23 protein-coding genes and 1 pseudogene are annotated in these 21976 nt (G+C 70.0%); 14 read left to right on the top strand and 10 right to left on the bottom strand.

Annotation, left to right across the window (positions count from 1 at the left end; all coding sequences use genetic code 11):
* Window positions 1-36: 36 nt before the first annotated feature.
* The gene (locus ABZO29_RS05410; RefSeq protein WP_367318968.1) at window positions 37-228 is read right to left on the bottom strand and encodes a CsbD family protein; all 192 of its coding nucleotides are present in this window, start codon (window positions 226-228) and stop codon (window positions 37-39) included.
* Between the two features lie 199 nt (window positions 229-427).
* On the opposite strand from ABZO29_RS05410, the gene ABZO29_RS05405 reads away from it, so the two are divergent.
* A complete protein-coding gene (locus ABZO29_RS05405) occupies window positions 428-559 on the top strand; it encodes an LPFR motif small protein (RefSeq protein WP_367318967.1) in 132 nt (43 codons plus the stop codon).
* A gap of 43 nt (window positions 560-602) precedes the next feature.
* Here the strand turns inward: ABZO29_RS05405 and ABZO29_RS05400 are convergent, their stop codons facing one another.
* Genes ABZO29_RS05400 through ABZO29_RS05385 form a run of 4 tightly spaced genes read right to left on the bottom strand, consistent with a single transcriptional unit; the run spans window position 603 to window position 3352 of the window.
* Window positions 603-1475, bottom strand: a complete 873-nt coding sequence (locus tag ABZO29_RS05400) for an SDR family oxidoreductase (RefSeq protein ID WP_367318966.1) — start codon at window positions 1473-1475, stop codon at window positions 603-605.
* Window positions 1472-2473: an iron-containing redox enzyme family protein gene (locus ABZO29_RS05395; protein WP_367318965.1), complete on the bottom strand. Its 1002-nt coding sequence runs from the start codon at window positions 2471-2473 to the stop codon at window positions 1472-1474. Before ABZO29_RS05395 ends, ABZO29_RS05400 begins: the two co-directional genes overlap by 4 nt.
* On the bottom strand, window positions 2470-2685 hold the full coding sequence (locus tag ABZO29_RS05390; protein WP_367318964.1) for a CDGSH iron-sulfur domain-containing protein: 216 nt from the start codon (window positions 2683-2685) through the stop codon (window positions 2470-2472). Before ABZO29_RS05390 ends, ABZO29_RS05395 begins: the two co-directional genes overlap by 4 nt.
* The gene (locus ABZO29_RS05385; RefSeq protein ID WP_367318963.1) at window positions 2669-3352 is read right to left on the bottom strand and encodes a HemK2/MTQ2 family protein methyltransferase; all 684 of its coding nucleotides are present in this window, start codon (window positions 3350-3352) and stop codon (window positions 2669-2671) included. The genes ABZO29_RS05390 and ABZO29_RS05385 overlap by 17 nt, the downstream gene beginning before the upstream one ends.
* Before the next feature lie 215 nt (window positions 3353-3567).
* Between ABZO29_RS05385 and ABZO29_RS05380 the strand changes: the two genes are divergently transcribed.
* The 4 genes from ABZO29_RS05380 (at window position 3568) to ABZO29_RS05365 (ending at window position 8894) form a co-directional block, all read left to right on the top strand.
* Window positions 3568-4761, top strand: a complete 1194-nt coding sequence (locus ABZO29_RS05380; protein WP_367318962.1) for a serine hydrolase domain-containing protein — start codon at window positions 3568-3570, stop codon at window positions 4759-4761.
* Window positions 4762-4786: 25 nt separating this feature from the next.
* Window positions 4787-5299 (top strand): GNAT family N-acetyltransferase, encoded by a 513-nt coding sequence (locus tag ABZO29_RS05375; RefSeq protein WP_367318961.1) that lies wholly within the window; start codon window positions 4787-4789, stop codon window positions 5297-5299.
* A gap of 148 nt (window positions 5300-5447) precedes the next feature.
* Complete coding sequence (locus ABZO29_RS05370; protein WP_367318960.1) at window positions 5448-7427, top strand: DUF1996 domain-containing protein; 1980 nt, start codon at window positions 5448-5450, stop codon at window positions 7425-7427.
* A gap of 153 nt (window positions 7428-7580) precedes the next feature.
* A complete protein-coding gene (locus tag ABZO29_RS05365) occupies window positions 7581-8894 on the top strand; it encodes an acyltransferase (RefSeq protein WP_367318959.1) in 1314 nt (437 codons plus the stop codon).
* Between the two features lie 25 nt (window positions 8895-8919).
* On the opposite strand, the gene ABZO29_RS05360 is transcribed toward ABZO29_RS05365, so the two are convergent.
* Window positions 8920-9954 carry a right-handed parallel beta-helix repeat-containing protein gene (locus ABZO29_RS05360; RefSeq protein ID WP_367318958.1) on the bottom strand — a complete coding sequence of 345 codons (1035 nt, stop codon included), beginning with the start codon at window positions 9952-9954 and terminating at the stop codon, window positions 8920-8922.
* A gap of 337 nt (window positions 9955-10291) precedes the next feature.
* Here ABZO29_RS05360 and ABZO29_RS05355 point away from each other — a divergent pair, with 337 nt between their 5' ends.
* Window positions 10292-11995: a tetratricopeptide repeat protein gene (locus tag ABZO29_RS05355; protein WP_367318957.1), complete on the top strand. Its 1704-nt coding sequence runs from the start codon at window positions 10292-10294 to the stop codon at window positions 11993-11995.
* A 27-nt stretch (window positions 11996-12022) separates the two neighbouring features.
* On the opposite strand, the gene ABZO29_RS05350 is transcribed toward ABZO29_RS05355, so the two are convergent.
* Both ABZO29_RS05350 and ABZO29_RS05345 read right to left on the bottom strand, forming a co-directional pair.
* Window positions 12023-12556, bottom strand: coding sequence for a DoxX family protein (locus ABZO29_RS05350; RefSeq protein WP_367318956.1), 534 nt, complete (start codon window positions 12554-12556; stop codon window positions 12023-12025).
* Window positions 12557-12660: 104 nt separating this feature from the next.
* A complete protein-coding gene (locus tag ABZO29_RS05345; protein ID WP_367318955.1) occupies window positions 12661-13116 on the bottom strand; it encodes a MarR family winged helix-turn-helix transcriptional regulator in 456 nt (151 codons plus the stop codon).
* A gap of 187 nt (window positions 13117-13303) precedes the next feature.
* Here ABZO29_RS05345 and ABZO29_RS05340 point away from each other — a divergent pair, with 187 nt between their 5' ends.
* A complete protein-coding gene (locus ABZO29_RS05340; protein WP_367318954.1) occupies window positions 13304-14269 on the top strand; it encodes an alpha/beta hydrolase in 966 nt (321 codons plus the stop codon).
* Window positions 14270-14338: 69 nt separating this feature from the next.
* Here the strand turns inward: ABZO29_RS05340 and ABZO29_RS05335 are convergent.
* Window positions 14339-14698, bottom strand: a pseudogene (locus ABZO29_RS05335) (C40 family peptidase); the annotation flags it as partial.
* Window positions 14699-16293: 1595 nt separating this feature from the next.
* A complete protein-coding gene (locus ABZO29_RS05330) occupies window positions 16294-16608 on the bottom strand; it encodes a helix-turn-helix transcriptional regulator (protein ID WP_367318953.1) in 315 nt (104 codons plus the stop codon).
* A 130-nt stretch (window positions 16609-16738) separates the two neighbouring features.
* On the opposite strand from ABZO29_RS05330, the gene ABZO29_RS05325 reads away from it, so the two are divergent.
* From ABZO29_RS05325 to ABZO29_RS05295, 7 genes are all read left to right on the top strand, one after another.
* The gene (locus ABZO29_RS05325) at window positions 16739-17467 is read left to right on the top strand and encodes an ANTAR domain-containing protein (RefSeq protein WP_367318952.1); all 729 of its coding nucleotides are present in this window, start codon (window positions 16739-16741) and stop codon (window positions 17465-17467) included.
* 139 nt (window positions 17468-17606) lie between these two features.
* Entirely contained in the window at window positions 17607-18956 is a 1350-nt protein-coding gene (locus ABZO29_RS05320) for a transaminase (protein ID WP_367318951.1), read from the top strand.
* 46 nt (window positions 18957-19002) lie between these two features.
* Entirely contained in the window at window positions 19003-19443 is a 441-nt protein-coding gene (locus tag ABZO29_RS05315; RefSeq protein ID WP_367318950.1) for an Lrp/AsnC family transcriptional regulator, read from the top strand.
* Between the two features lie 132 nt (window positions 19444-19575).
* Window positions 19576-20268: a hypothetical protein gene (locus ABZO29_RS05310; protein WP_367318949.1), complete on the top strand. Its 693-nt coding sequence runs from the start codon at window positions 19576-19578 to the stop codon at window positions 20266-20268.
* Window positions 20265-20552, top strand: a complete 288-nt coding sequence (locus tag ABZO29_RS05305; RefSeq protein WP_367318948.1) for a BON domain-containing protein — start codon at window positions 20265-20267, stop codon at window positions 20550-20552. Before ABZO29_RS05310 ends, ABZO29_RS05305 begins: the two co-directional genes overlap by 4 nt.
* A complete protein-coding gene (locus ABZO29_RS05300) occupies window positions 20549-21343 on the top strand; it encodes a metallophosphoesterase (protein WP_367318947.1) in 795 nt (264 codons plus the stop codon). The genes ABZO29_RS05305 and ABZO29_RS05300 overlap by 4 nt, the downstream gene beginning before the upstream one ends.
* The gene (locus ABZO29_RS05295; RefSeq protein ID WP_367318946.1) at window positions 21330-21971 is read left to right on the top strand and encodes a phosphoribosyltransferase; all 642 of its coding nucleotides are present in this window, start codon (window positions 21330-21332) and stop codon (window positions 21969-21971) included. The genes ABZO29_RS05300 and ABZO29_RS05295 overlap by 14 nt, the downstream gene beginning before the upstream one ends.
* Window positions 21972-21976: the final 5 nt, after the last annotated feature.

Below are 21976 nucleotides of genomic sequence, written 5' to 3'. Positions count from 1 at the left end.
TTCCCGCACCCGCGGGAACCCCCTCATCGCGCATGCTCAGCTGCGGCCGCGCTTGGTGGAGCGCCCGGTCTCCCGGACGGCTTCGCGGGCCTTGTCCTGGACCTTCTTGGCTTCCCCGCGTGCCTGGTCGAGGCGGCCCTCGACCTCCATCTCGCGGTCGCCGGTGACCTTTCCGGTCATCTCCTTGGCTTTGCCCTTCGCCTTGTCGGTGCCGCCTCTGCGGGCCATGGCTCCTCCTTGGGGTGAGGTCGCTTGCCCGCCCAACGTAAGGGGAGGGGATCGCCACCGCGCGCTGGAGCGTGACGCTGCGTAATCAGTGTGTCGGACAACCGCTGTGCCGCGATACACCCGCGCGCCACGGCGTGCTCGCGGTCCGCCGGGTACTCGGGTGCCCACGACACCGAGACGAAGCTTCAGGAGGGTTTCCATGTTGCGCGCGATCGGCGATGTGCTGCGCGCCATCGGCAGCACGCTCGCGGCCGTGGTGACGCTGCCGTTCCGGGCGCTCGCCCGGCTGTTCGGCGGCGCGTCGGACACCGCCCATGGGCGCCGGGCCTAGCGTGTTCCGGCGTGGCGGAGAGTCACCGGATGACGCCGTGTCCTCAGGGCAGCGGTGTGCCGCCGGTGGCGTTGAGGATCTCCGCGGTGATGAAGCTCGCCCGCGGTGAGGCGAGGAAGACGTACGCGGGCGCCATTTCGGCGGGCTGAGCGGGCCGGCCGAGTGGGGCCTGCTTGCCGAACTCGACGGTGTCGGGCATCGTCGCCGGAATCAGCGGCGTCCACACCGGCCCCGGAGCCACGGCGTTGACGCGAATGCCCTCACCGGCCAGCATCTTCGCGAGCCCCTGGGTGAAGGTCACGATGGCTCCCTTGGTCATCGCGTAGTCCAGCAGGTGCGGGCTGGGCTTGTACGCCTGCACGGACGTGGAGTTGATGATCGAGCCGCCCGCCGGAATGTGCGGCAGGGCCATCCTGCACAGCCAGAACATGCCGTAGAGGTTCGTCCGTACCACACGGTCGAACTGCTCCGTGGTGATGGCCCCGATGCCGTCCGGCTGCGACATCTGGTACGCGGCGTTGTTGACCAGGATGTCGATCCGCCCGAACTCGGCGACTGCACGCTCCACCAGGCGGCGGCACTGCTCCTCCTCGCGGATGTCGCAGGCCACGGCGACGGCCTTGCGGCCCGCGTCCTCGACGAGGCGGGTGGTTTCGGCGGCTTCGGCGCTCTCCTCCGCCAGGTGGGTGAACACGACGTCGGCACCTTCGCGTGCGAAGGCGAGTGCCACGGCCCGGCCGATGCCGGAGTCGCCGCCCGTCACCACCGCCTTGCGGTCCTGCAGGAGTCCGCTGCCTTCGTAGGAGTCCTCGCCGTGGTCGGGCGGCGGGTCCATGGGGCCGGTCCAGCCCGGGTGTTCCTGCTCCTGGGCGGGGAAGTCGGGGCGGGGGTGCTTGCGTGTGGGGTCCTCGGTCATGGGGGCTTGTCTCCTTCGTCTGGCAGGGGGACGCGCAGGGCGCTTCGCTGTTGCCGCCAGGCCTTCAGGAGACGGGCGCCGAGCCGGTCCTCGAGGAAGCCGGTGGCGTGCACGCCGAAGGCGATGTCGGCTTCCAGGTGCGGCTCGTCCGCCAGGAGTCCGCCGACCACGTCACGGCGTACGACCTGCTCATGGACGGCGTCCGCCGCCACGTGCTCGTCGTAGAACCGCTGCGCGGCCGCTCCCGCGCCGACCCGTCGCAGTGCCGCCGCCAGCCGGCGGGAGCCCGGCGACGAGGTCACCTCCACGGTCGCGAAGTGCCCGACCAGCGCGCCGCGCAGGGCCCGGTGAAGACCGAACAGCGACATGAGGTTGACGGTGGCCAGCGCCTCGGCGGGCGCAGCGTCCAGGTAGTGGCCGTAGGCCGATTCCAGGCCGAGGTCGCGCATCAGGTCGGCGAAGAGCCGGGCGTGGATCTCGTCGGCGTGTCCGGCGCCGAATTCGTCGAACTCGATCGCCGTCATGGCCGCCTTGGCCCGTCCGCGCAGCCGGGGGACGACCCAGGCGTGCGGGTCCGCCTCCTTGAGGTGGTAGAGGGAGCGGATCGCGGCGTACTCCCTGAGCTGCCACAACTCGCCCTCGCGCTGGAGGTGGTGGCTGACGCTGGTGTCGTCATGCCCGACGGGCTCCACCAGCAGCGCGGCCAGCGCCTGTTCGGCATCGGTGTGCGACGGTGCGTCCGAACGCAATGCGGCGAGAAACCGCTGCTCCAGAGGGCGACGGAACGCCAGCAGGCCGGGGTCCCACTCAAGGTCGTCGTCGACGCCTTCGAAGCCCTGGTAGTGGAGCTCGTAGAGGAGGTACAGGGCGAGCTGGACGTCCTCCCCGTACGGATCGAGGGCGTGCGGAAGTGGGGGAGGCGGCTCTCCGCCGCGGAGAGCCGAGACGACGGTGGCGGACAACTCGCCGCGCGGAGTGGGGAGTTGTGGGCTCGTCATGGCGTCTCCTCGTCGGGTTTGACGCGACGGCGGTGGCTGGTGTCGCACCAGGGAGGGATGCGGCTGCGACGGCACGTGCAGATCGCGACCATGAAGCGCCGTGAGGTGGCGACGGTGCCGTCGGGGCACATGACCTCGACGGGGCCTTCCACGAGCAGCGGCCCGGCGGGGTCGACCGTGACGCGTCGCGGACGCTCAGGATTGCTCGGCACGGATGACCACCAGTTCCTCCCGGCTCTCGCCCTCGTCCGCCAGCCCCACCCGGACGAGCCACGACTGCCGCGAGCGGAGCACAGGGCCGTACGGCACGACGGCACGGTCGACCACCTCGGCCCGCAGCCCGGCATCGGCCAGACGCCGCAGCGTGGCACCGGTGCCGCACAGCCCGGAGTGCACGATCAGCAGCGCTCCGTGAGAACGCAGCAGCCTGGGGGCCGCGTCGCAGATCCGGTCCACGAACGTGCGGCCGTCGCGTCCCGCGTCCCAGGCGCGGGCCCGGCCGCGATGCGGCAGCCGCGCGGCGGGGGCGGGCACGTACGGCGGATTGCTGACCACCAGGTCGTACGAGTCACCCGCGACGGCGGTCGTGAGGTCCCCGTGCCGCACACGGATCCTGTGACCGGCCAGCAGCGCGTTGACGCGTGTGGTCAGCACCGCCAGCCAGGAGATGTCGACGGCAGTCACCCGGGCGCCCAGACGGGCGGCCTGCAGAGCGATCGCGCCACTGCCGGTCCCGAGATCCAGCACAGCGGTCGAGGGACTGATCTCTTCCCGGTACAGGGCCCGCGTCAGCAGCTCCGTGTCCCACTGGGGGATGTACACGCCCGGGGGCGTCAGCAAGGGTGCGGGCGGGGCAGGCACCAGCGTTTCCGCCGTCATGCGGATCTCCAGCGGACGGTGATGGTCATGGACAGGACTGATGCGTCTCTGTCCCTGTCGTCACACTGAGTGCCCTTGAAGCGTGGACCCACACGTCTCGCATACAGCAGATGGATCGACACGCCCCATTGGACCGTTTGCAGCACTGCGAAAGGCTCCCGGCATTCACGGACGGAGAAGCTGGGCCTGCAGCACCGCCCACCCCAGGAGTCCCGATGCCTCTTCGCACCGCACCGCACCGCAGCGCCGCCCTCCGGCCCCGTCTCCGAGCGGCCTCCGTGATCGCGGTCAGTCTCGCCGCGCTGGCCCCCGCCGCCGTAAGCACAGCCGCCACGCCCGGACCGGGCGCCGACCGCACCCTGCAGCGGCAGATCGAGGACTTCGTGCGCAGCCCCGGCGGTCCGCCCGGGATCATCGCCGTACTACGGCGGGGGAACGACACGCGGGTGCTGCGCGCCGGCGTCGCGGACCTCGCCACGGGCCGCCGCCCCCGGCCGGACGACCACATGCGCATCGCCAGCACTGCCAAGGCCTTCAGCGGGGCGGTGGCCCTGAGGCTGGTGGACCGGCACGCCCTGAACCTCGACGACACCCTGCGCAAACGGCTGCCGCGCCTGCCCCGGGCCTGGGGCGCCGTGACGCTGCGCCAGCTGCTGAACCACACCAGCGGCCTGCCCGACTACTCGGAGGCCCCGGAGTTCCGCGCGATCATCGCCGCCGACCCCCGGCACCACTTCGACTCCCGGCGCCTGCTCGACTACGTGGCCGACGAGCCCCTGCGGTTCCGGCCGGGCAGCCGGTACCACTACTCCAACTCCGACAACATCGCCGTGGCGCTGATGGCTGAAGCCGCCACCCGCACCACGTACGAGGAACTGCTGCACCGACTGGTCTACCGCCCCCTGGACCTGCGGCGCACCAGCCTCCCGCAGGGCTACCGGATGCCCGAGCCCTACCTGCACGGTTACGACGTGACACCGCCCCCGCCGCCCGAGGACGTCAGCGAGATCCTCAGTGCCTCGGGTGTTTGGGCATCGGGCGGCATCGTCTCCACTCCGAACGACCTGACCCGCTTCATCCGCGGCTACGCCGGGGGAGCGCTCTACGGCCGGGGCGTCGTCCGGGAGCAGCGGCGGTGGATCGCCGGAGCGTCCCAACCCGCGGGCCCGGGCCGCAACTCCGCCGGGCTGGCGATCTTCCGCTACAAGACACGATGCGGCGTGGTGCTGGGCCACACCGGAAACTTCCCCGGCTACACCCAGCTGATCGCCGCGACTCCCGACGGCCGCCGCTCACTGACGTTCTCCACGACCAGCCAGATCAACCAGTCCGTCGCCCCCGAGCAGTTGAGACGGCTGCGCACCATCCAGGAGAACTTCGTCTGCGCCCTCCTGGACGGCGACCGGTGACGTCCCGGGGCATATCGTCTTCGACGTGACCGAACTGCACGGATCCCAGGTCGACCTCCGCCCCGCCCGCCCCGAGGACATCCCCGCGCTGGCAGCCATCCGAGCCACGCCCGAGGTCCTCGCGCGCTGGCGGGGCGGTCCCGACCCGGCGGCCGACCTGGCCGCCGAACTCGATGACCCCGACACCCACTGCCTGACCGTACGTCATGAGGGCCGCGTCGTCGGAATGATCCAGTGGTACGCCGAGACGGACCCCGAATACCACCACGCCGGCATCGACATCTTCCTCGACCCCGCGACGCACGGCGCGGGGCTCGGCACCGACGCCGTCCGCACCCTCGCCCGGCACCTCGTCCACGACCGGGGCTTCCACCGCCTGGTCATCGACCCGGCGGCCGACAACACAGCGGCGATCCGCTGCTACAGAAAGGTCGGTTTCCGGCCTGTCGGGATCATGCGGCAGTACGAACGCGGACCCGACGGGACCTGGCACGACGGGCTGCTCATGGACCTCCTGGCCGACGAACTGGAGGGCTGATCCGGCCTTTTCGGAGACCCATGGGGTTAACCGCTTGCTTAGAGGTTCCTATGAATCCGTGAGGCGTTTGAACACGGGGTGGCCCCGGTCCGTATTGGGCCTGGGGGTTGCCATGTCCGGGCTCGCCCACGATGCGTAGGAGTACTCCTTGGGACAGAACAGGCGCAGACGCCCAACAGGCGCACGACGCGCGACCTTTGCCGCATTCGCGCTGATACTCGGCGGCGGAGGACTGGTCGCGGCCAATGTCTACGCGTCGGCCACCGAAGACGATTCGGCTCAACTGCCCAACGGCACACGCGTCACCATCGACTGCCCCGACGTGGGCAGCCGGCTGACGACGGTGCCGGACGAGACGCGAGCGGACGTCGACAAGGAACTCGCCCTTCTGGACGAGCAGATCGCCGGGGCCTACCAGCAACTGAAGAACTCCGCACAGGCGGTGCAGGAGGACCGCGGCTTCGCCGACAACGCGGTCATGAACCCGCTGAAGGAGAAGCGGACCGCGACGATCGAACGGATCGCGATCGCCATCGACCGGTCCGGCGACCGTCCGGAGGAGCTCGACTCCCTCGCGGCCTGCACCCTGCGCACCGTGGACGACGGGGCGGGTGACGGTCAGAACGGCGGCCAGGAGGGCGGCCAGGACCAGGGCGGCGACGTGCAGGACGGCCAGAACCAGGGCGACGGTCAGGACCAGGACGGCGGCCAGAACCAGGGTCAGGGCGGCAACGGACCCGTCGCCGCGGACTTCGCCGACATCACCTCGGTCCAGCCCAATGTGCAGACCCCGCAGGCCCAGGCGGACGCGTCGCGCGGCACCTTCACCACGAGCTGCGGAGTCAACGCCGAGGGTCTGTTCAACTCGGACAACGTGATCGTCGCGCCGGGCGTCTCCAACGGAGCCCACCACTTCCACGACTACGTGGGCAACCAGGCCAACAACGCCTTCGCCGGCGACGACGACCTGGCCAACGGCGACACGAGCTGTGTGGACCAGGGCGACAAGTCCTCGTATTACTGGCCCGTCCTGCGGCTGCAGAACGGCACCCAGGAACAGGACGCGAACTCCCCGGGCGGCGGAACCGAGGGCAACGCCGGTGAGATCGTCACGCCCAAGCAGGTCACCCTGACCTTCGTGGGCAACCCGCGCAGCAAGGTCACGGCCATGCCGCGGCTGCTGCGCATCATCACCGGCGACGCCAAGGCCTTCGTCAACGGCCCCGCCAACGCGAACGCGTCGTGGAGCTGCACCGGTTTCGAGGACCGGCAGCTGAAGGACAAGTACCCGCTCTGCCCACAGGGCAGCGACGTGGTCCGCACTTTCAAGTTCCAGAGCTGCTGGGACGGCCGGAACATCGACAGCGCCAACCACCGCACCCACGTGGCGTTCGCCGCCGCCGACGGCACCTGCTCGAACGGGTTCCAGGCGATTCCGCAGCTGGTGCAGCGCATCGTGTACGACGTCGACGCGCCGAGCCTCGGCGACGGCGGCCGTACGACTCCGCTGTTCGCGGTGGACTCTTTCCCCGAGCAGCTGCACAAGCCGGTCACGGACCACGGCGACTTCATCAACGTCTTCGACGAAGGCCTCATGAAGGAGATGGTCGACTGCATCAACGGCGGGCGGAACTGCGGTGCCGGAGCCGGTGATGGCTCCGGCTCGGGTGAGGAGGAGCCGCAGCAGCCGGCGCCGAGCACCGAGGCTCCGCAGGACGAGCCGACGGGCAACGGCGACGAGCAGGGGTCCGAGCCCCCGGCGACCGCGCCGGCCACCGAACCGACGGACAACGGGGACAACGGAGGTAACGGGGACAACGGGGCCAATGGGGCCGGCCAGAACGACCAGCCCCGGGTCTACTCCTCGCCCACGGCCCGCTCGACCGCGGCGGCGCCGCAGAGCGGCGGCTCGGACGAGGAGGTCGGCACCGCCGCGGTGGCCCCGCAGCAGGACCGGACCACGGCTGCCGCGGAGGCCCCCGACGGCAACGGCGACCAGAGCGAACCGCAGGCGGTCCAGGGAGACTTGGCCGAAACGGGCACGAATCTGTGGCCCGCGGCGGCCGGGGGGATCCTGCTGATCGGAGGCGTCGTGCTGCTCGTCCGCACCAGGCGGCGCACCATGTGACGCCCTCGGGCAGAGCAGACGCGAGGCGCCCGGACCACACGGTCCGGGCGCCTGCTGGGTTCCGCGCCGTGGTGTGTCGTCGCGGCCACGGATTGATTGCGGCCCGGACATTCCCCCCCCGGTCGTCCAGGCGCCGCGGCAGCATGACGAGACATGGGCAGAGACCGTTACGTCGACTTCCTGCGCGCCTGGGCGATCGTTCTGGTGGTGCTGGGCCACTGGCTGATCACCGCGCTGGTCCGGCAGCCCGGTGGTGAGGTCACCGCGCCGGAGCTGCTGGCGAGTGTTCCCTGGACCCAGTGGCTGACCCTGGCGTTCCAGATCATGCCGCTGTTCTTCCTGGCCGGCGGCCACGCGGCAAGCGGCTCCTGGGCACGTGCCGGGGCGGAGGACGTGACGGCCGCGGGGTGGCTGGGACGCCGGGCCGCACGGCTGTTGCTTCCGACGGGCCTCTACAGCGGCCTGGTCCTGCTCGCCGTCGCCGTCTGCTCGGCGCTCGGCGTGGACCCGGGCACCCTCGCGATGGTGGGGTGGGCGATGGCCATGCAGTTCTGGTTCCTGCCGGTCTACCTGCTGATCAGCGCCTTCACTCCGGCACTGCACGCGGCCCACCGCCGCTGGGGACTGTGGGTCCCGGGGGCCCTCGGCGCGGTCGCCCTCGTGGCCGACACGCTGGTGCTGACCGTGCACACCCCGTACGTCGGCCTGGTCAACTACGTGCTGGTGTGGGGCGTCGCCTACCAGCTCGGCTTCTGCTGGCGGGACGGCCTGCTCACCCGGCGGCTGTCCGTGCCGGTCGTGATGGCGGCCGGGGGAGCACTGGCCTTCGCGGCGCTGGTGGCCCTCGGTCCGTTCCCGGTGAGCCTGATCCTGGTGACCGGCCAGAGCCCCAGCAACACCAACCCTCCTTCGGCGGCCATGCTGGCGTGGGCGGTGGCGCAGGTCGGCCTGTGCCTCCTGGTGGCACCGGCGATACGGCGGATTCTGGGCCGCGAGCGGGTGTGGAACGCGGTGCGCCCCCTCGCCGGCGTCAGCATGACGCTCTACCTCTGGCACATGCTGCCCGTCCTGGTCGTCGCGGCAGCGTTCTACCTGACCGGCCTCGCGCCCCAGCCGGTGCTGGGCTCGCCGGCGTGGTGGGCGCTGAGGCTGCCGTGGCTGCTGGTCCTCGGCGTCGTCCTGGCCGGTGTCGTACGGGTGCTGCGCCCGCTCGAGCGCCGACTGGCAACGTTCCCGGCCGCGGACGGTCCGGAGACGGGCCCGCACCGCTCCTGGCCGATGTGGCTGAGCCTCACCCTGACCGTCCCGGCCCTGACCCGCTTCGCCACCCACGGCTTCGCACCCGACGGACGCTTCCCCACCCTGCCCGCGCTGGGCCTGGCGGCGGGGACGGCACTGGTGCTCTTCCGGCGAAGGGCACCGCGCCGATCCGCGAAGCCCGAGGATGCTCTGCGGGAAGCGGCCTGAACGTGGCCGCTTCCCGACGGGCTGTCTAGGCAAGCTGCCTGATCACGTTGGTGTATGTGTTGCCCGAAATATCTCCGAGGGAGGAGAAATAGTTCACGATTGCGTTGTACAGGTTCGTGAACTGGTTGTTGGTGACGTCCGCCTTGATTCCGTAATTCAGCTCCACTCCAGTCCAGCCGCCGTCGTGAATGTTGTTCGACGTAATGCTGATCGTGCTGGCGTTGAACGTCCCGCTGTTGTCGCCGATAACCAGACACGCGGCATTCAGTCCAGCACCGCTGATATCGTTGTTCCTGAAGACGATGTTGGTTCCGACGCAGTTGAACATGCATGCCAGAATGCCATATCGGGAGCCTGTTCCGGGAAGGGCGGCACGCGTGATCGTGTTGTATTCGACCAGGATGTCGGCGATGATGTCCGAAGCGGAGTTCCGCTCGACGTCAATCGCGCCCGGCATATCGGGACGGGCCATGTTCGTGAACGTGTTGTGATGCACATGAACATTCGTGCCTGACGTGACGCTGACTCCATTGCGGTTGTTGTTGGCCGCAGTGAAGGTGCAGTCGCGGACCTCAATGGTGTGTCCGTTGTTCCCGCCGGACCCGACATTGATGTACACGCCGTCGCCGATGATGTTGTAGAACTCGCAATTCCTGACCACGATGTTGCTGTAGTTCCCGTGCACGCTGACCTGGTGACGGTGCTGATTCCAGATGCCGTCCTGGTTCTGGATATTTCCGTCGAACTTCAGGCCGTCGATGGTTACACCGTTGCCACCCACGCGAAGGATGCTGTCATCGCTGACGGCCGTCGTGGAGGAATTCGGAGTCTTGAGAATGGAACCGTTGCCCTCGACGTGACAACCGGCTGGAATCAGAAGCTCATTGACGGTGTACGTACGACCGGACGGAAAAACCAGTCGTTTGTTGGCGGCGGCGTTCGCCGCCAGTTGCGGAGTCGCATAGTTGGAGACGAGGACAACATCAGGACTGACGGTTGTAGTGGTCGTGCACTTCCGGGAGTTGCAGGGGGGCTTCGCGGCCAGAAGGGGGAGGGCCATCAACCCCAGAACCGACCTGCGGGACACTGACCTGGACATGGGAAACATACCCACCGACAACCTCCTGGACGAATAATACTTCGGGCTTCAGCAACAAAGCTGCCGAGCGGCTGGGTCACGGTACTGAAAAACTGCCCGTGGTCACTGTGGCGTCGACCACAGCACAAATGAAACGATCATTGTTTCTTTCTCCATATTGATCAGAAACGTTCTCGCTGACTCGCCGAAAGGAAACCGGAGTTGCAGTTTTCCCGCGGGGTCTGGAGTGCGGAGCCCGACCGGGTGAACCTGGAGCTGTAAGCCGACGGGCACGGCCAGGTGTCGTCAGGAGAGAGCCATGGACTACTACGACCTCGGCACCCACAGCCGTTCCGTGACGACCTCGTCCCCCGAGGCACAGATGTGGTTCGACCGCGGGCTGGTGTGGACGTACGCGTTCCATCACGAGGAAGCCGTCTCCTGCTTCGAGTCGGCCGTGGCGGCGGATCCCGGCTGTGCCATGGCCTACTGGGGTATCGCCTACGCGCTCGGCCCCAACTACAACAAGCCGTGGGAGTTCTTCGACGGGCAGGATCTGGCGCGGACCGTCGAGCGCACCCACGCCGCCGCGGAGCTCGCCCATGCGAAGGCGGCCGGGGCCACCCCGGTCGAGCAGGCCCTGATCGGGGCGCTGCGCGCCCGGTACCCGCAGGCGGAGGCCGTCGAGGACTGTTCCGTGTGGAACGTCCCGTACGCCGACAGCATGCGTGTCGTGCACGAACTCGCCCCGGACGATCTCGACGTCGCCACCCTGTACGCGGACGCGCTCATGAACCTCACGCCCTGGCAGTTGTGGGACCTCCGCACGGGCCGGCCGGCCGAAGGTGCCCGCACGCTCGAGGCCAAGGCCGTCCTCGACCGCGCGCTCGCGACGGACGCCGGGACCGCCCACCCGGGGGTCCTGCATCTGTACATCCACCTCATGGAGATGTCCCCGACCCCCGAAGCCGCGCTGCCGGTCTCCGATCGCCTGCGCGGCCTGGTGCCCGACGCGGGCCACCTGCAGCACATGCCCTCGCACCTGGACGTGCTCTGCGGCGACTACCGCCGGGTGGTCACGGACAACAGCGAGGCGATCGTGGCCGACGAGAAGTACCGCGCCCGGGCGGGGGCGATGAACTTCTACACCCTCTACCGGTCGCACAACTACCACTTCAAGATCTACGGCGCGATGTTCCTGGGCAGCGCACGGATCGCCCTGGAGACCGCCGACCAGCTGGAGGCGTCCATCCCCGAAGAGCTGCTGCGTGTGCAGAGCCCGCCCATGGCCGACTGGCTGGAGAGCTTCCTCGCGATGAGGGTCCATGTGCTGATCCGCTTCGGCCGCTGGGCGGACATCCTGGAGCTGCGCATGCCCGACGACCCGCAGCTCTACAGCATGACCACCGCGATGCTCCGCTACGCGCGCGGTGTCGCGTTCTCGGCGACCGGCCGGATCACCGAGGCCGAGGCGGAGCGGGAGCTGTTCCGCGAGGCGGTCGCACGCGTCCCGGAGACGCGCATGCTGTTCAACAACACCTGCGCCGACATTCTCGCCATCGCGTCGGCGATGCTCGACGGAGAACTGGAGTACCGCAAGGGCAACCACGAGGCGGCCTTCGCGGCCCTCGAGCGGTCCATCGAACTGGACGACGACCTCCCCTACGACGAGCCGTGGGGATGGATGCAGCCCACCCGGCACGCCTATGGCGCCCTGCTCCTGGAGCAGGGCCGCGTCACGGAGGCCGAAGCGGTCTACCGTGCCGACCTGGGCCTCGACGGCACCCTGCCCCGCCCGTCCCAGCACCCCGGCAACGTCTGGGCGCTGCACGGCTTCCACGAGTGCCTCGTACGCCTCGGCAAGGTCGGGGAGGCGCAGATCGTGGCCCAGCAGCTGAAGCTCGCCGCGGCACTCGCGGACGTACCGATCGAGGCGTCCTGCTTCTGCCGCCTGGAAGCGGTCCCGGACGGCCACACCCACGCGACGGACTGCTGCGGCACGGACCACCACCGAGCCCCATGAGCCGCGCGGTCGGTGTCGGCCGGTCGGTCAGCCGGACAGTTTCGCCTTGAGGCCGCCGACGGCGGCGGCCGGGCCCGCGGTGGCGCGCACGGAGCGCCGTACCAGGTGCGCGTCGCGCCGTAGATCGTGGGCCGCGTGACGGCCGCGCCACAGCAGCGACGGCTGGCCCGCGGTGTCGTCGGCCGCGATCAGCAGTCCGCCGAGCATGGACATGTTCTTGAAGAAGTGAATGCGCTGCTCGGCGCGCTCGGACGGGTCCTCCGCCTCCCAGAACCGGTGGCCCGCCAGGGTCGTGGGTACGAGGGTGGCCGCGATGGCCAGCGCCGCGGGCCGGGGGACACGGCCCGTGGCCAGCAGGAAGCCCGCGAGCACCTGCACCGCTCCGCTGAACTGTACGACCTGCTCGGTGCGGTCCGGCAGGGGAGGCACGCGGTCGGTTACGGGCTGCACGACGGGCTCGGCCACCGGTGCCACAGCCTCGGGCTCGCGGACGGAGCTCAGACCGCCGGAGATGAACATGGAGGCGAGCAGGGGACGGCCGACCAGGCGCAACAGGCTCATGACCCTCTCCAGACATGGGGATACGGACAGCGACCACCGGGTTCCCCGGCAGAAGAGGACCATGCGGAGGCGCACGCGCGAGCGGGCCGTGTCCGGGGGGCGGATCAGCCGCCGGAGACGTTGCTGGTGATCAGGCGGAGGAGCTGCTTGGCGAGAGCGTCCTGCTCGGGGGTCAGCCCCATGGCGTCACCGATGGCGGGGGGAACCGCGCGGGCGCGGTCCCGCAACCGTGTGCCTTCGTCCGTGAGGCGGAGGGCGACCGAGCGCTCGTCGTCCGCGCGGCGCTCGCGGCGCAGGAGCCCGCTCGCCTCGAGCCGCTTCAGCAGGGGCGACAGGGTGCTCGACTCCAGTTGGAGTGCGGCGCCCAGGTCACGGACGGAGATCGAGTCCTGTTCCCACAGCACGAGCATGACGAGGTACTGCGGATACGTCAGTCCGAGCTCGTCCAGCAGGGGCCGGTAGCGCGCCGTGACGGCGCGGGAGGCGGCGTACAGGGCGAAGCAGAGCTGGTCGTCCAGCAGCAGCGACCTGTCGGGCGATTGGGCAGCGGCTTGGCTCACGGCGCGGCTCCTGGTCCCTGTCTTCTGCACGGTGATCATCACTCTAGCGTTCCAGTCCTCTCGATTCTATCGAGTGCCAATTAGTTGTGTACGACTAAATCGCGCGCTACTGTTGTGGTGTGCCAACGCCGTCGGCGAAGGCCGCCGACGGCGGCTGCCCAGCGGCACCCGATCCGAGGAGATCGCCATGACCGACACCACCGCCCGTCCCGTGCTCGAGCCCGCCGCCCAGGCGTTCGCCGAGGCCACCGCGAACCCGCCGTACCTGTTCGATCTCGGCCCGGTGGAGGGCCGCAAGACCGTTGACGAGGTGCAGTCCGGCGACATCGCCAAGCCGGCCGTCGACGAGGAGTGGGTCACCGTGCCGGGCGGCCCCACCGGCGAGGTCCGCGCCCGCATCGTGCGTCCGGCCGGAGTCGCCGGCCGGCTGCCCGTGATCCTCTACATCCACGGCGCGGGCTGGGTCTTCGGCAACGCCCACACCCACGACCGCCTGGTCCGCGAACTCGCCGTCGGCGCCCGCGCCGCGGTCGTCTTCCCCGACTACGACCTCTCCCCGGAGGCCCGCTACCCCGTCGCCATCGAGCAGAACTACACCGTCGCCCGCTGGATCGTGGAGCAGGGCGCCACCAACAACCTCGACGGTTCACGGCTGGCCGTCGCCGGTGACTCCGTCGGCGGCAACATGAGCGCCGCACTCACCCTGCAGGCCAAACAGCGCGGCGACGTCCCGCTGGTGCAGCAGGTGCTGTTCTACCCCGTCACCGACGCCGCCTTCGACACCGCCTCCTACCGGCAGTTCGCCGAAGGGTACTTCCTGCGCCGCGACGCCATGCAGTGGTTCTGGGACCAGTACACCACCGACGAGAAGCAGCGGGCCGAGATCACCGCCTCCCCGCTGCGCGCCACCCCCGAGCAGCTCACCGGCCTGCCCCCGGCCCTGGTCATCACCGCCGAGGCCGACGTGCTGCGCGACGAGGGGGAGGCCTACGCGGGCAAGCTGCGCCAGGCCGGCGTGCCCGTCACGGCGGTCCGCTACCAGGGCATCATCCACGACTTCGTCATGCTCAACGCGCTGCGCGAGACCCACGCCGCCGAAGCCGCCATCGCCCAGGCCATCAGCACCCTGCGCACCGCCCTCGGCACGGCCTGATCCCACAATCCCGTTGTGGTCGGCGGGAGTTGATGAGGGGACGGAGAACCGGCCCCGCGGCCGATCGGCTCAGGCGGGCCGTACCGCACCCTTGATCTCCGACTCCCCGGCGTGGAAGATCGACTCCTCGCGTATGCACGACCCCGGGCTCGGCGCGTGGACCACCATGCCGTTGCCGGCGTAGAGGCCGACGTGGCTCAGATCGTCGTGGAAGAAGACCAGGTCGCCGACCTGGGCGTCGGCGAGGGGGACCACCGTGCCGCCGGTGCGGGCCTGGTCGAGTGCGGCACGCGGGAGCGCGACCCCGGCGGCCTTCCAGGCGGCCTGGGTGAGGCTGGAGCAGTCGTAGGAGCCCGGACCCATCGAGCCCAGGACGCACGGTCTGCCGATCTGCGCGCGGGCGAAGGCGAGAGCCCGCTCTCCCTTGCTCAGGGGCTCGGCGTACGGCGCGATGCCGTCGCCGATGGCAGGCGCGGGAGTCGCGAGGCCGGCCACGGCGACAGGGATGTCGGGAGTCGCGAAACCGGCCTGGTCGACGCGGGTTGCCGGAGCCGCGAAACCGGTCGTCTGAACGGGAGTTGTGGCAGTTGCGAGATAGCCGGGGTCGATGGCAGGCGCGGATGCGGTGAGATACCCGGGGTCGGCCGCAGGCGCGGCAGTTGCGAGATAGCCGGGGTCGATGGCAGGCGCGGATGCGGTGAGATACCCGGGGTCGGCCGCAGGCGCGGCAGTTGCGAGATAGCCGGGGTCGATGGCAGGCGCGGATGCGGTGAGATACCCGGGGTCGGCCGCAGGCGCGGCAGTTGCGAGATAGCCGGGGTCGACGGCAGGCGCGGATGCGGTGAGATACCCGGGGTCGGCCGCAGGCGCGGATGCTGTGAGATACCCCGGGTCGACGGCAGGCGCGGATGCTGTGAGATACCCGGGCTGGATGGGAGTTGTGCCAGTCGTGGGATACCCCTGCTGGACGGCAGGCGCGGCAGTCGTGAGATAGCTCGCGTCGGCGGTCGCGGCCACACCGGCTCCCGTGTCGGAAGGGAGCGCCAGCCAGCTGTCTCCGGTCGGCACCGGAGCCTGCTGCACGGTGCCCCACGAGGGTGCTGCAGGCGCGGCCTCGATCGCCGGTAGTGCGCTGTTCTGCTGTGCCGCGTACGGGGACAACGGATCGCCGGCCGAAGCGAGTTGCTGCCGGAACTGCTCCTCGCCCGTCATCGGCGACGGCTGCCCCGCCAGGGCCGCATAGGAAGCGGACGGGAGGGCCTTGGGTGCTTCCTGCGGCGTCTCCGGTGCAGTCGGTGTCGCGGGAAGGGCGGCGATCGCCCGTGCGGGCGCCGTGAGTTCCGGTACGCGCCGCTGCTCCATGGCCGCAGGTTCGCCACGCTCCGCCGACCTCGCGGGACGGGCCTGGGGAGAGCGTTCGGGCATCCTGTCACGCGGGAGCTGTGCGGGCACGGTCGGGCCGAGCGCGGAGCGCGCCACGTCGAACCACTGTTTCGTGACCGAATCGAGGGCCGGATCGGCCTGACCGCGCGCCCCTCCCGACGGCCGGGCGGCACCCTGGCGCGTACCGGCGTTCATGACGCGGGTGAAGTTGAAGTTCCCGGTGTCGGTCTCCGCACGCGCGTAGAGGTTGTTCACGCGTTGCCGGATCTCCGTGCGGCTCGGCTCTCCGCCTCCCTGCAACGAGCGTCCTGCGGGGCGCTGGTCACGATCCGTCGCCATGGGAGACGCACTCCTTCCGTGCTCCGCCTGCCCGGTTGGGCCGAGGTCATACCGCACCCGATGTGCTCCCGACCAGGCGGAGGCCACGCGACCCGGCGGGGTTCGCCGGAGAGAGTCGTGTGACCTGACGTCAACCTAGCCAAGTTGTGTGGCTGTTGTGAAGATTCAAGCGTCAAATGTCCGATACGTATTCGTGACCTTCGTCTCCTCTTCGATGCGACCCCTCAACTCCTCGGGTCACATGGGCGGATGACGCGCCGTCAGCGTTCCGGAATCGCAGGGCAGAACCTGTCGCGGTCCGGTTACCCGGTGTGGTCGGCCTCGACCTTGACGAGCAGGGAGAGCAGGGAGGCCACGGTCAGCCCTGCCTCGGCCGGATGACGCAGCACCTTGCTCGGATCGATCCGATAGGTGTTGGTGCGCCCCTCCCGGGTGTGGGACAGGTAACCGTCCCGCTCCAGGTCGGAAATGATCTTCTGGACGGCCCGCTCCGTAAGTCTGCAGTGCGCGGCGATGTCGCGGATGCGGACGTTGCGGTTGTCGGCGATGGTTGCCAGCACGCGGGCGTGGTTGGTCAGAAACGTCCATCCGTTGTGAGCCTCGGGCACTACCTCCATGGGGAGAATCCTACGGCTGAACATTCACGTATTCAAAAACCAGAACTCAATTTCATGTATCACTTGACGTGCAACCGTTCGAGGGTGAGCCTGGAGGCCAAGGACAAGCCAGTGGCCGGGGGAGGCGGTCATGCCAGAGCCTGCATACGACGCGCAGTCGTGCGGTGGGGACGTCACGGCGCGCGCAGACGCGGGCGGGACGCAGGACACAGGACCGTCGCGCGCACCGGCGGTCGAAGCACGCGCCGACGGCGACCGTGTCGTCGTGGCGGTGCGCGGGGAGTTCGACCTCGAGGTCAGTGGGGAGCTGGAACGCGCGCTGCGGGCAGCCCTGAGTGCGTCGGCGAGGGGTGTGGATCTGGACCTCGGCGGCGTCGAGTTCTGCGACTGCTCCGTCCTCAACGTCCTGCTCGGACTGCGGAATCGCGCTCTGGAATCCTCGAAGACGGTCGTCATCCGTGACACCAGCCCCGCGGCCGAACGGCTGCTCACCCTGACCGGCACCCTGCCCCTGTTCGCTCATCGGACTCGCGGCGACGAGGGCACCGCCCATCCACCCGCGCGGGACGGCGCTTCGCACGACGGCGCCGCGCAGGGCCTGCGTACCGAGGTCGTCCAGTTGCGGCGGGCCATGCAGACGAGGCCGACGATCGACCTGGCGCGCGGCATCCTGATGGCCTCCTTCGGGCTGAACGCCGAGGAAGCGTGGAAGGTGCTGGTCATCGCCTCCCAGCACACCAACACCAAGCTGCACCACCTGGCCCGGCAACTCGTGGCGACCGTGAATGGGGACTCGCTGAGCGAGGACGTTCAAAAGCACATGGCCGCGGCGGTCACCAAGGTCCGCGCGGCTTCGTGATCGGCGCTGAGGCCCTGAGGTCCCTGCGCACGAATCGTGTGCGGTGACGATTGATTCGGCCGTGACACCTTGCGGAATCAGTTCATCCGATCGTAGCCTCGGCCCATTCCGTCACCGCTCGTTCGTCCTGAGGTGCCCCATGGACCGTGCCCGTCTGCGTCATCTGCTGGCCCGTGAGAGCGCCGAGGCCGAGCGTCGCAATCCACGGTCGAAAGAGGCGTACGAGCAGGGCGGGCACCTCTTCGGGCGGGTTCCGATGACGTGGATGAACAAGACGGCCGGCGCGTTCCCGCGCTACCTGGCCGCCGCCCGCGGCGCCCGGGTGAGCGACATCGACGGGCACGAGTACATCGACTTCTGCCTCGGCGACACGGGGGCGATGGCCGGACACTCACCCGCGGCCGTGGCCACGGCCGTTCAGCGCCGGTTCGCCGAACTGGGCGGTGCGACGGCGATGCTGCCGACGGAGGACGCCGAGTGGGTGGGGGCGGAGCTGACCCGTCGCTTCGGGGCCGCGCGGTGGAGTTTCTCGCTGACCGCGACGGACGCCAACCGCTGGGCCATCCGCCTCGCGCGAGCCGTGACCGGCCGCCCCAAGATCCTGGTGAACAGCTACTGCTACCACGGCAGCGTCGACGAGTCGCTGATCGTGGTCGGCCCCGACGGCCGCGCGCAGGCCCGCCCCGGCAATGTCGGAGCACCGTGCGACATCACGCTCACCAGCCGGGTCGCGGAGTTCAACGACCTGGAACAGCTGGAGCGTGAACTGGCCCACGCAGACGTGGCCGCGGTGCTGATGGAGCCCGCGCTGACCAACATCGGCATCGTCCTGCCCGAGCCCGGTTACCTGAGCGGAGTGCGCGAGCTGACCCGGACGTACGGCACGCTCCTGATCAACGACGAGACGCACACGTTCTCCGCAGGCCCCGGCGGCTGCACCGCGGCGTGGGGGCTGCAGCCCGATGTGGTGACCGTCGGCAAGGCGATCGGCGGCGGCATCCCGGCCGGTGCGTACGGCATGTCGGAGGGGCTGGCCGAACAGCTGCTGGCCCGCACCGACCTGGACCTGGTGGACATGGGCGGTGTCGGCGGCACCCTGGCGGGCAACGCCCTGTCCGTCGCCGCGATGCGGGCCACGCTGGAACACGTCCTGACCGATGAGGCGTTCGCCCGCATGGACACCCTGTCCGAGCGCTTCGAGGCGGGCGTGTACGCGGGCATCGAAACCCACGCGCTGCCCTGGTCGGTCAGCCGGCTCGGCGCCCGCACCGAGTACCGCTTCACCGCCCCGGCGCCCCGTACCGGCACGGAGTCCGCGGCGGCCGGTGACGTGGAACTGGAGGACTTCCTCCACCTCTACCTGGCCAACCGGGGGATTCTCCTGACCCCCTTCCACAACATGGCTCTGATGTGCCCCGACACCACCGAGCAGGACGTGGACACCCACACCGAGGTCTTCACCGCCGCCCTGGCCGAACTGGCGGCCTGACCCGGACCCCTGGACCTGACCTGGACCCCTGGAAAGGAACGAACGCGTGGACGAGATCGACCGGGCCATCCTGCGCGAACTGCAGACCGACGGGCGCATCGCCTACGCGGACCTCGGCCCGAAGGTCGGCCTGTCCGCCTCCGCCGCCCGCCAGCGGCTGCAGCGGCTGCTGGACTCCAGAGCCGTCCAGGTCGTCGGAGTGACCGACCCGATGGCCATGGGCGGTCAGGCCATGGCCCTGCTCGGCATCGCGGTGGACGGCGACCCGCGAACGGTCGCCGACGAACTGGCCGCACACCCCGAGGTGGTGTACTCCGTGCTGACCTCCGGCGGCTTCGACCTCTTCGCCGAGGTGGTCACACCCGGCCCGAAGGAGCTCCTGGACTTCGTCAACGACGTCGTCAGACCCACGGAAGGCGTCCGGCAGATCCAGTCCTTCCCGTACTTCGCCATCCACACCCACCGCTTCCTCTGGGACGTGGGCTGACCGCGGAACGCCGGCCGAACACGCCCCTCCGCACCGTGTCGAGCGTGTGCGGGCCGGGTACCCGGTGCATGCGCCGGCGCGGTTCCGCGTCCTCGGCGCCACACGGCTGCCCGCGCGGCGAATGGAGTGGTCATGACGCAGAACGGGGAGGACACGACGCCCGCGCGGCCGTCGGGGATCCCTGAACTCCGTCTGGCGACGGAGGGCCCCGAGCCGCCCCCACCGCACGAAAGGCCGCCGCAGGCACAGCACCTGCCACGTGACCACAGTCAGGCGATCCTGGAGGCGGCCAAGCAGGTGGGCGCCCTTCTGAAGAGGGAGGGGCATTCCTTCGCGCTGGCCGGCAGCGTGGCGGTGTACGCCCATGGCGGCAGCGAGTACCTGCAGCACGACGTGGACTTCGCCATCAGACCCGAGGACGCCGAAGCGGTCGCGGCCAGCTTCGGGGACGCCGGCCTCACGGTCAGCAGGCCACCGGAGGACTGGCTGCTGAAGACGAAGTGCTTCGGCCAGGACGTCGACATCATCTTCGAGCTGGCGCACCAGCCCGTCACCACGGACATGCTCGCCCGGGCGCAGAACATCCCGGTCGACTCGGTTCACATGCCCGTGCTGGACCCGACCGACCTGGTGCGGAGCCGCATAGCGGCCTTCTCGGAACACCACTGCGACTTCGGCGCGGTGCTTCCCGTCGCCCGGGCGCTGCGCGAGAGGGTCGACTGGGAAGAGGTGCGGCGCACCTGCGGGGACGAGCCGATGCCCGCCGCCTTCCTCTTCCTCCTCGAACGACTGAAGGTCATCGCACCGCAGGAGGAGCATCCATGAGCGATCACGGCGCTGAGCCCGCCCCCGGCGCCCCCGCGGCCGAGCACCTGGACTACCGCGTCGCCCACCTGGGCGAACGCCTCGCCGCCGGCCCTCTCGGGGAACTGGGCGTGCGGGTCGAACTGCGGGGCGAGGCGGTGCTGCTGACCGGCACCGTTCCGTCCGCGCAGTGCCGCGACGACGTGCTCCGCCTCGCCCGCGAGGCGCTGGCGGGATCCCCGGTCCACTGTGACATCGCCGTCGCCGAGACCTCCGCCCCCGACCATGCCGAGGAGCTCACATGATCAGGGTCGCAGCCGTCGGAGACATCCACATGGGCCCCGAGAGCCAGGGAGTGCTCCGTCCCTCCTTCGAGACCCTGCCCGAGTGCGCGGACACCCTGCTGTTGGCCGGTGATCTCACCCGCCACGGCACACCGGAGGAGGCCCGGGTGGTCGCCCGTGAGATCAAGGACCTGTCCGTCCCGGTGGTGGCGGTACTCGGCAACCACGATCACCACGGCGACCGGCCGGACGAGGTCACCGAGATCCTCCGGGACGCGGGCGCGCACGTCCTGGAAGGACAGGGAACCGTGGTGACCAGCGGTGACGCCCGCATCGGCGTGGCCGGCACCAAGGGGTTCGGCGGCGGGTTCGTGGGCCGCTGCGCCGGCGAGTTCGGTGAGCCCGTCATGAAGGAGTTCGTCAGGCACTCCCGCCAGTGCGCCGACGCCCTGTGCACCTCTTTGCGGGCGCTGGGGGAGCAGGACTGCGACGTGCGCATCGCCCTCACCCACTTCTCCCCCGTGCCGGACACGCTGGCGGGTGAACCCTTGGAGATCTATCCGTTCCTCGGCAGCTACCTGCTCGCCGAGGCGATCGACACGGCGGGAGCCGATCTCGCCGTGCACGGGCACGCCCACGCCGGCACGGAACACGGAATGACCAGTGGTGGGGTGAAGGTGCGCAACGTGGCCCAGCCGGTCATCGGACGCGCCTTCCACGTCTACCACCTGCGCTCGTCCCGCGAGCGGGAGCCCGCCGCGACGCACCACCACGCGACGGATGAGGAAAGGGAGACAGATGCAGTTCCGTGACCGCAGGCAGGCCGGGCAGGAGCTGGCCGAGCAGCTGCGCATCCGTCAGGAGAAGGGCTCCCTTCCCCGCCCCGTGGTCCTCGCCCTGCCCCGCGGTGGGGTCGCGGTCGCCCGCGAGGTCGCCCGGGCCCTGGACGCACCGCTGGACGTGCTCGTCGTACGCAAGATCGGGGCGCCGTTCCACGAGGAGTTCGGCATCGGCGCGATCTCGGGCGACGATCCGCCCCTCTTCGACACCTGGTCCCTGGACCAGCTGGGTCTGCGCGAGGACGATCTCGCCGAGGTGGTGGACCGGGAGAGGACGGAACTGCGCCGTCGCGAGGAGCGTTACCGGCAGGGCCGGCCGGCGCCGGAGCTCAGGGGCCGCAGCGTGATCGTCGTGGACGACGGAGTGGCGACCGGCGTGACCGCCCGCGCCGCGCTGCGCAGCGTACGTCGTCAGGGGCCCGAGCAGGTCGTCCTCGCGGCCCCGGTCTGCGCGCCGGAAGCGGCCGATCTGCTGGCTCAGGAGGCCGACGACGTGGTGTGCCTGTACCGGCCGAGTGCGTTCCGGGCCGTCGGCGAGTGGTACGAGAACTTCGAGCAGCTCACCGACGCCGACGTGCTCGATGCGCTGCACGGCGCCTGAGCCGC

The organism is Streptomyces sp. HUAS ZL42 (assembly GCF_040782645.1).
Taxonomy (GTDB): Bacteria; Actinomycetota; Actinomycetes; order Streptomycetales; family Streptomycetaceae; genus Streptomyces.
The sequence above is the reverse complement of the archived record's forward strand: the minus strand, read 5'-3'. Positions and strand labels throughout refer to the sequence as shown.